This window comes from Hydrogenophaga sp., assembly GCF_030656115.1.
In the GTDB taxonomy this organism is placed as follows: Bacteria; Pseudomonadota; Gammaproteobacteria; order Burkholderiales; family Burkholderiaceae_C; genus Hydrogenophaga.
In genome coordinates this window covers 18186-27456 of sequence record NZ_JAUSOO010000086.1, presented here as the reverse complement: position 1 = coordinate 27456, position 9271 = coordinate 18186, and the positions used below count along the sequence as shown (strand labels likewise).

5 protein-coding genes are annotated in these 9271 nt (G+C 65.8%); all 5 read right to left on the bottom strand.

What is annotated here, in order from left to right:
• Positions 1 to 732: 732 nt before the first annotated feature.
• Entirely contained in the window at positions 733 to 1200 is a 468-nt protein-coding gene (locus Q7J58_RS12175; protein ID WP_304828174.1) for a GNAT family N-acetyltransferase, read from the bottom strand.
• Between the two features lie 68 nt (positions 1201 to 1268).
• On the bottom strand, positions 1269 to 1739 hold the full coding sequence (locus Q7J58_RS12170; RefSeq protein WP_304828171.1) for a RidA family protein: 471 nt from the start codon (positions 1737 to 1739) through the stop codon (positions 1269 to 1271).
• A gap of 137 nt (positions 1740 to 1876) precedes the next feature.
• Positions 1877 to 2941: a transglutaminase family protein gene (locus tag Q7J58_RS12165; RefSeq protein ID WP_304828168.1), complete on the bottom strand. Its 1065-nt coding sequence runs from the start codon at positions 2939 to 2941 to the stop codon at positions 1877 to 1879.
• A 2-nt stretch (positions 2942 to 2943) separates the two neighbouring features.
• Positions 2944 to 5529, bottom strand: coding sequence for a circularly permuted type 2 ATP-grasp protein (locus tag Q7J58_RS12160; RefSeq protein WP_304828165.1), 2586 nt, complete (start codon positions 5527 to 5529; stop codon positions 2944 to 2946).
• 212 nt (positions 5530 to 5741) lie between these two features.
• Positions 5742 to 9245, bottom strand: coding sequence for a transglutaminase family protein (locus Q7J58_RS12155; protein ID WP_304828162.1), 3504 nt, complete (start codon positions 9243 to 9245; stop codon positions 5742 to 5744).
• Positions 9246 to 9271 lie beyond the last annotated feature (26 nt).

The window sequence follows — 9271 nt, the reverse complement described above, 5'->3', positions numbered from 1 at the left end:
TGCGGTGAACAGGGCTTCTGTACTCAGGATCATGCTATTTGTTGTGGTCATTGAACTGATATCCGCAAATTTACGCTATCCATGAACCCCAGCACACCCAGCTCGGTCAGGTCAAGTTCCACTCAAAACGTCATAGAGCCCATCAAGGCCGGCGAGCGGGTGATGGCCTTCCTCAGAAGGCTGTACACGGGCTTGAAGCTTCAGATCAACGAAGCCAAGAGCGCGGTGGCCAGTGCCTTCGGACGCAAATTCCTAGAGTATGCGCTGTGGGACCAATCCAGCTCAGGCAGTGGAAGCGGCCCCGCACGATCTACCGCGAGCTCAAGGCGCTGGGGGGGCCTCGCAAGATGTCGCCAGACCGGTGGCGGGCAACTGCCACGGTGGTGGCGCAACAGCGACGGAGCGATCAAGCGAGTGCTGACCATTGCGTACTTCGATGGGCTGAGATTGCCACGTCTGTCCTGACCTCAAGCTCTCGAACCGCCCGGTGCGGACCCGCATGCCGGGTGCTGTGGCAGGGGCGGCTGCGATGATCGCGACCCCTCTATGCCGATTGCTCGCGCAGCTTCAGTCCGGCGATCCGGTTTCCGTCAGACGCTTGAGACGCACCAGCGTCACAGCAATAGCCGATCCCGAAGCCTGAAAAAGCCCAAGTTGGTGCTCATTGCAGAACTGCCGGTCACACTCGCGAGGTGAAAGACCGCAACGAACTCAGACCTTCTTGAAAAGTGATTACAACCGCTCCGGGCCGGCCACCCGTCGGTTAAAAGTCAGAAACACATCGTCTCTTACCCAGCCCAGCGAGGTGTAGAGCGACTGTGCTTTCAAATTGGTCCGTGCGGTCGTCAGGTCCATGCGCACCATGCCATCGGCGGCGGCACGCGCTTGGGCGGCCTGCATCAGTTGCCGACCGGTCCCCACTTCGCGCGCCAGGGGCGACACAAACAGGTCGTACAGCGTGTAAATAGGCGCGGCCTCGACCGAGCAGAAGGAGGGGTACATCTGGCAAAAACCCACCAGCTCGCCCGTTGGCGCCTGCGCCACCAGCACCACCGATTCTTGGCGCTCGAAGCGTTCGGTCATGAAACGCTGGGCTGCTTCGAGGTTGGGCGCTTGTTGGTAGAACTGGCGGTATTGGTCGAACAGTGGGGCCACGGCGGGCAGGTCGGCGGCTTGCAGCGAGCGGATGGCGGGGGGCATGGCTTGGTGTTCGGCGTGTGAACAGGTCTTGCGCAAGATCGGACCCGGTGGACATGCGGGTGGGCTGTTCAGGCCAACTCAGCAATCAACTCAATTTCAACGCACGCGCCCATGGGAATCTGCGCCACGCCAAACGCGCTGCGGGCGTGTGCGCCGGCTTGGGGGCCGAACACCTGGCCCAGCAGTTCGCTGCAGCCGTTGGTGACGAGGTGCTGTTCGGTGAAGGTGCCGGTGCTGTTGACCAGGCTCATGACTTTGACGATGCGTTTCACATCGTTGAGGGTTTTGCCAGCGGCCAGGCAGGCGGCGGCAAGGGTGCCCATGAGGTCGATGGCGATGGCGCGGGCGGCGGCTTTGCCTTCTTCGGTGTCCATGGTCAGGCCGAGCTGGCCGACCCAGGGTTTACCGTCTTTTTTGGCAATGTGGCCGCTCAAAAAGACGAGGTTGCCGCTCTGCACGAAGGGCACGTAGGCGGCGGCGGGAATGGCGACGGGGGGCAGTTCGATGCCGAGTTGGGTCAATGTGTCGTAAACGCTCATGGGGAATGCTCCTGATGTAAAAAAGCGGGTGGAAAGGGTCGGGCCATTCTATCGACCGAGGTTAGGCGGGCCCCGCTGTATCAGGCGGATTCATGGGGTGCAGCGCGGGCTGCGTGTGCCAGCAGGCGCCGCCGGTTTCATGCCGCCGGGGCTTTTGCCGGTTCCGCTGCAGCCGGTGTTTTGGCGGCTTGCAGCGCCGCCAGTTCGTCGGGCGGGGCCACGGTGACCCCCACTTCCAGGGTGTGCTGGGCGCCGCCTTGAATGACGCCGCGCATGGGCGAGACGTCGGCGAAGTCGCGGCCGGTGGCGAGGGTCACGTAGTCTTCGCCCGGGCTGCCCCAGCCACAGCGGTTGTTGGTGGGGTCGAAGTCGAACCAGGCACCGGCTGCGGTGGCGGGTTTGGGCGCCAGGCTGTTGCCGATATCGGTTTTTGGGTCACCGCCCGGGTCTTCGCTGCGTTGCACACGGTTTTGCCCTTCCGGTGGAAAAGGCACGTAGACCGACACCCAGGCGTGCGAAGCGTCGGCGCCAATCAGGCGGGGCTTGCCGGGTGGCGGCTGGGTGAGCAGGTAGCCACTCACGTAGCGCGCAGGCAGACCCAGGCTGCGCAGGCAGCCGAGCATGATGTGGGCGAAGTCCTGGCAGACGCCTTTGCCTTGTTCCAGTGCTTGCAGGGCTGGGGTGTTGACTTCGGTGCTGTCGGTTTCGTATTTCAGCTCGGTGTGGATGCGTTCCATGAGCGCTCGCGCGGCGGCCAGCATGGGCAGGCCGGGCTTGAAGGCTGGACGGGCGAAGGCGGCAAAGGCGTCGTCGCGGGGCACATAGGGCGAGGCGAAAAGGAATTCGCTGGCCGGGTCAAACGGCGCCTGCACGCGGTAGCGGAAGTGCTCGCGCACGCGCTCCCAGGTGAGCTTTTGCCAGCCGGCGCTGTGGGGCAGCTCGGCGGGTGCGCGGGTTTGCACTTCGCTGTCGGCTTCTACGGTGAGCGTTTCGTGGGGGGCCTGCAAGGAGAAAAACGTGCGCAGGTTGCCAAACACGTCGGTGGTCTGGCTGCGGCTGGCGGGCTCGGGCGTGATGCGCAGGGCGTGCTTGAGCAACTGCTGCCCCGGCGTGTCCAGCGGCGACAGGTGCACCATGTGCTGCGCCATGTCGATGCTGCCTTGGTAGCGGTAGGTGGTGCGGTGGATGATGCGAAGCAACACGGTCAGGCTCCCAGACTCTGGTTTTGCCGGTCGGCGTGGCTGAAGTGCAGGCGAGAGATTTCGTTGGACAGGTTGCCGGCCGCCAGCTCGCAGAAGTTGAGCAGGCTGGCCAGATCGCTCCAGGTTCGCTGGTTTTCGGCTGAGTGCTGTGGGTTGCTCAGTTCGGTGAGCACCCAGGTGTCTGGGTCGGGCAGGGCCATGGCCAGCACGGCGTCTTGCGGGGTGGCGCTTTGGGCCAGTTTGGCCAGGCGCGAGCGCAGGGTTTGCACCACCCAGGCGAGTGAACGCGGGTTGTCTCGGTCCAGCACCAGCAGATCGATCAGGGCCACCATGTCGCGCCGCTGCTGGTACATGGCGTGGAAGGTGATGGTGCTGTCAAACAGCGCCACCACCGCTTCGAAACCCTCTGTATCGTGCAGGCAGTGGTGTTCCAGCCCGAGCATGAGCGCGCGCGACAGGGTGATGAGCCGTTCGATGTGGCGGCCCACCGAGAGCAGGCGCCAGCCGTCGTCACGCACCATGCGGTCGGTTTGTGAACCGGTGATGGCGGCCAGCAGTTCGCTGGCGTTTTGCAGCGCACTCAGGGCTTCGGCTGTGGCGTATTCGGCGTCGGTGGACAGGGCGGCGCAGTCGCGGGCAAAGGCGGCTTCGGTGCGCTCGATCAGGTTCCAGTGTTCTTGCGACAAGCGTTCGCGCACCTGCGCGGCTGAGGCTTTGAGTGCGCGCAGGTTGAAGCCCACGCTGAACGATTGCGCGGCCTGCGGGCTGCCTGCCGGTGGCGACAGCGCGGCGATAAGGCTGCGGGCAAACACGCGGGGTGACTGCGCGGCACCGGGCACGTCGGGCAGCACCAGCGCGTGTTCACGCGCGGTGGCCGACAACCAGGCCATGAGCGCGGGTGAGCAGGGTTCTTCACCACTGAGCTGGTTCAACGCGATCTGCGCCAGGCGAATGCTGTTTTCGGTGCGTTCGGTGTAGCGGCCCAGCCAAAACAGGTTTTCAGCAGCGCGACTGGTGACCGGGCGTTTTTGGGTCGCGACGGCGAGTGTGCTGGGCGACGATTGCAGCAGGGTGGTGCGGTCCACCGTGCCCTCGGTGAGCACCCAGCAGTCGGCGCTGCTGCCGCCGCGCTGCATGGCCGCAATCAGCTGGCCGCGCGGCGCCAGCCGCACCAGGCCGCCGGGCAGTACGCGCCAGCTCTGTGGGCCGTCGGCCAGGGCAAACACGCGCAGCATGGCCGAGCGGGGCATCAGGCGCTCGTCGGCCCAGGTGGGTGTTTGCGAGAGCGGCAGCCAGGCCTGTACGGTGTAGTCCTCGGGGTGGCGCACCATGCGGCCCGACCATTCGTCGAGTTCGCGCGCGCTCAGGCTCTGGCCCATGGCGGTTTCCAGACCAGAGCGCGGGTAGGTGGGCTTGATCACGCTGGTTTTGAGCAGCGGCAGCACCTCGCGCAGGGCAGCGTCTTCGCCGCACCACCAGGTGGCCAGCGAGGGCAGGGCCAGCTCTTCGCCCAGCAGATGGCGGCTGATGGCGGGCAGAAAGCCCAGCACGGCGCTCGATTCGAGCGGTGCCGAGCCCGGTGCGTTGGCCAGCAGCAGGTTGCCGGCGCGCAGCACCTGCAGCAGACCGGGCACGCCCAGGGTGGAGTCCGAGCGCAGTTCCAGCGGGTCGAGCCATTCGTCGTCCAGCCGCTTGATGAGCGCGTGCACCGGCTCCAGGCCCTTGAGGGTCTTGAGGTACAGGCGCTGGTCGCGCACGGTGAGGTCGTTGCCTTCGACCAGCGTGAGACCGAGGTAACGCGCCAGGTAGGCGTGTTCAAAATAGGTTTCGTTGTACGGGCCGGGCGTGAGCAGGGCAATGCGCGCGTTGTCGCCCTCAGGTGCCATGCGCTTGATGCCGTCCATGAGCGCGCGGTAGCTGGCGGCCAGGCGCTGCACCTTCATGTCGGCAAAAGCCTGGGGAAACTGGCGCGAAATGGCGATGCGATTTTCCAGCAGGTAACCCAGGCCGGACGGCGCCTGGGTGCGCTGCCCTACCACCCACCAGCGACCGTCAGGGCCGTGGGCCAGGTCGAACGCGACGATGTGCAGCCAGGTGCCTCCGGGTGGCTGCACGCCTTGCATGGAACGCAGGTAGCCGGGGTGGCCTTGCACCAGCGCGGCGGGCAGCATGGCGCGCTTGAGCAGTTCGCCTTCGCCGTACAGGTCGGCCATCATGGCGTTGAGCAGGCGGGCGCGCTGCAGCACGCCGGTTTCAATGTGGGTCCAGTCTTGCGGGCTGATGATGGTGGGGAACAGGTCCAGCGCCCAGGGGCGCTGCTGGCCGGTGGCGGCGTCGGCATAGACGTTGTAGGTCACGCCGTTGTCGCGCACCTGGCGTTGCAGGTTGTCGGCGCGGCGGTTCAGGTCGGCGAAGCCATCGGCGCCGATGTGCTCGAAAAAGCTGGCCCAGTGGGGGTCCAGCGTATCGTCGCTCGCGGCTTTGCCACGCCCGTGCTGGCGCAGTTCGTCGCGGTGGCCAGGGTCGGCGGGGATGGAGAGCGACAAAGCCCAGTCACCGGGCTGGCCGGTGCTGGACTTGTCGAACAAGGATGGGGGGGCTTCTGGTTTCACTGTGCCTGAGTATGCCCGTTGGGCGGTGGATGGCCCATCAGGGCAGACGCCTTGTTGCACCGATTGGGCCTGCTTGAACCGTTCGCCCTGCACCTGTCGAAGCCTTTGGACGGGTGCAGGGCGGGTGGAGGTCGGGGCTTCATGCCGCCCGATCGATCACACACGCACCCGTGCTCAGGGGGTGTGCTTCAGGTGCGCAGGTCCAGCGTGCAGGGGAACTCGCGGCTCGACTGAGCGGGGGTGACCACCATCTTGCCCGGCGTGTGGCCCATCTGGAAGAAACGCGCCATGCGACGGCTTTCGGCCTCGTAGGCGTTGATGGGGAAGGTGTCGTAATTGCGCCCGCCGGGGTGGGCCACGTGGTACTGGCACCCGCCCAAGGAGCGTTGCATCCAGGTGTCCACAATGTCAAAGGTGAGTGGCGCGTGCGAGGCAATGGACGGGTGCAGGGCCGACGGGGGGCTCCAGGCCTTGTAGCGCACACCGGCCACAAATTCGCCCACGGTGCCGGTGTTGTGCAGCGGCAGGGCGCGGCCGTTGCAGGTGATCACATGGCGGCTGTCGTTCCAGCCGCTGACCCGCACCTCGATGCGTTCCAGCGACGAATCGACATAGCGCACGGTGCCACCGGGCGCGCCTTCTTCGCCCATGACGTGCCACGGCTCCAGCGCGCTGCGCAGGGTGAGTTCGATGCCGCGTGCGGCCACCTCGCCCACCAGCGGGAAGCGGAATTCGAAGTGCGGTTCAAACCAGGCCGGATCGAAGGCGTAACCAAAGTCGGCCAGGTCGGTCAGCACGTCCTGGAAGTCCATGCGCACATAAGTGGGCAGCAGGTAGCGGTCGTGCAGCTCGGTGCCCCAGCGGGTGAGCTTGCCGTGCCAGGGCTGTTGCCAGAAGCGCGACACCAGTGCGCGCAGCAGCAATTGCTGGGCAATGCTCATGCGGGCGTGCGGCGGCATCTCGAAGGCGCGCAACTCCAGCAGCCCCAGGCGCCCGGTGGGGGCGTCGGGCGAGTACAGCTTGTCGATGCAGAACTCGCTGCGGTGGGTGTTGCCGGTGACATCGATCAGGATGTTGCGCAGCGTGCGGTCCACCAGCCATGGTGGCATGTCTTGCCCGTGAAGTTCGCGGTTTTTCTCGATTTGCGCCAACGCAATTTCCAGCTCGTACAACTGGTCGTTGCGCGCTTCGTCCACGCGGGGGGCCTGGCTGGTGGGGCCAATGAAGAGGCCGCTGAACAAATACGACAGCGAGGGGTGGTTGTGCCAATAGGCCACCAGGCTGCCCAGCAGCTCGGGCTTGCGCAGGAACGGCGAATCGCTGGGCGTGGCACCGCCCATGACGAAATGGTTGCCCCCGCCGGTGCCGGTGTGGCGTCCGTCGGTCATGAATTTCTCGGCGCAGAGCCGGGTTTCGTGGGCTGCGCTGTAGAGGAATTCGGTGTGGTCCACCAGTTCGGCCCAGTTGTGGGCGGGGTGGATGTTGACCTCAATCACCCCCGGGTCGGGCGTGACTTGCAGCGTTTTCAGGCGCGGGTCGCGCGGAGGTGGGTAGCCTTCGAGCACGATGGCCATGCCCAGCTTTTCAGCCGTGGCTTCCACCGCGGCGAGCAGGTCGAGGTAGTCTTCCAGCCGCTGCATGGGCGGCATGAACACATACAGGTGCTGGTTTTTGCCACCACCGGCCTTTTCGGCCTTGGGGCCGCTGGCGCGGTGCGGGTCGCGGGTTTCGACGCACAGCGCGGTGCGGGTGAGCCAGGCGGCCGATTCGTGGCGCTGAGGGAATTTGGCCGACAAAGTTTGTGCAGGGGCAGCACCAGGGCCGGGTTGGCCAGGTCGTAGACCGTCTACGGCGGGGCCGGTGGTGCCGTAGTCGGTGCCTTGCAGCGACACGGTGCCGCCTTCGGCAAAGCCGCCGCCGACCTGGTGCGGCGACACCTGGTGCCTGGTGGTGGCGCCGGTGGGCAGTGGGTCGCGGGCGGTGTGCGGGTCTTGCTCAATGTGGTAAGGGTAGTCGCCTGCCGACACCCAGGGCAGCGAGTCCAGTGGCAGGCGGTAGCCCATGGGCGAGTCGCCAGGCACCAGGTACATGCGCTCGTCGCGCAAGAACCATGGCCCGGTAGACCAGTGGGTGCCCGACACGCGCAGGTAACCGCTCTTGCCGGTGTTGGAAAGCGGGCCGTCGCCGTCGGCTTGCAGCGGCAGCACATAGCCCACCGTGGCATCCAGGCCTTGGGTGAACACGCGGCGCAGGCGGGCGCGCTCCAGCTCGTCGTCGAGCTTGGAGTCAAACGGGTCCACGTTCACCGGCAGGCGGCGTTCGCGCCACAGGTAGTACCACGTGTCTTCAAAGCCGGGGGTGATGTATTGGGTGGACAGGCCAAGCTTGCGGGCCAGTGCCTGGGTGAAGCGGCGGGCGTCTTCGGCATCAAAGCGGGCGGGGTCGCGTTCGTCGGCCAGCAGTGCTGGATTGTTCCAGCACGGTTGGCCGTCGGCGCGCCAGAACAAGGAGAGCGCCCAGCGCGGCAGCTGTTCGCCGGGGTACCACTTGCCCTGGCCCATATGGACGAAACCGCCGTCGCCGTAGCGCTCGCGCAGGCGGCCCAGCAGTTCGGTGGCGTAGCCGCGCTTGGTGGGGCCCAGGGCGTCGGTGTTCCATTCGGCGGCGTCGCGGTCGGCGGTGGCCACGTAGGTGGGTTCGCCGCCCATGGTCAGGCGCACGTCGTGCGCGTTCAGGTCGGCGTCCACCTGTTCACCCAGGGCCAGCACGCCGGCCCATTGTTCTTCGGTGTAGGGCAGGGTCACGCGCGGCGATTCGTAGACGCGGGTCACGCCCATGTGGTGGCTGAATTCCACCTCGCACTTGTCCATGGCGCCTTCCACCGGCGCGGCGCTGGACGGCTGCGGCGTGCAGGCCAGCGGAATATGGCCTTCGCCGGCCAGCAGGCCCGAGGTGGGGTCCAGGCCGATCCAGCCCGCGCCGGGCAAGAACACCTCGCACCAGGCGTGCAGGTCGGTGAAGTCGGCCTCGGGGCCGTTGGGGCCGTCGACCGATTTCACGTCGGACTTGAGCTGGATCAGGTAACCCGACACAAAGCGCGCGGCCAGACCCATGTGGCGCAGGATTTGCACCATCAGCCAGCCGGTGTCGCGGCAGGAGCCGCTGCCGAGCGTGAGGGTTTCTTCGGGCGTTTGCACGCCGGGTTCCATGCGGATGGTGTACGAAATATCGCGCTGCAACATCTGGTTGATGTCGACCAGAAAGTCGATGGTGCGGCGTTCGGTGCGGTCTACCTTGTCCAGATAAGCCTGCAGCAGCGGCGTGACCGCTGCCGTGGCCAGGTAGGGCGCGAGTTCCTGTTGCTGGGCCGCGTCGTAGGCAAACGGAAACTTCTCGGCCTTGGGTTCCAGAAAGAAGTCGAACGGGTTGTGCACCGCCATTTCCACCACGAGGTCGATGGTGACTTTGAATTCGGTGGTGGGCTCGGGGAACACCAGGCGGGCCTGGTAGTTGGCAAACGGGTCTTGTTGCCAATTGATGAAGTGGCCGGCGGGCTCGATGCGCTGGGAATACGACAGTACCTTGGTGCGGCTGTGGGGCGCTGGGCGCAAGCGCACCACCTGCGGACCGAGTTTGACCAGACGGTCGTACCGATAATGGGTAATGTGGCTCAAGGCAACATGAATAGCCATGCTGGTGTCTTTCAACAGGGGGGGAA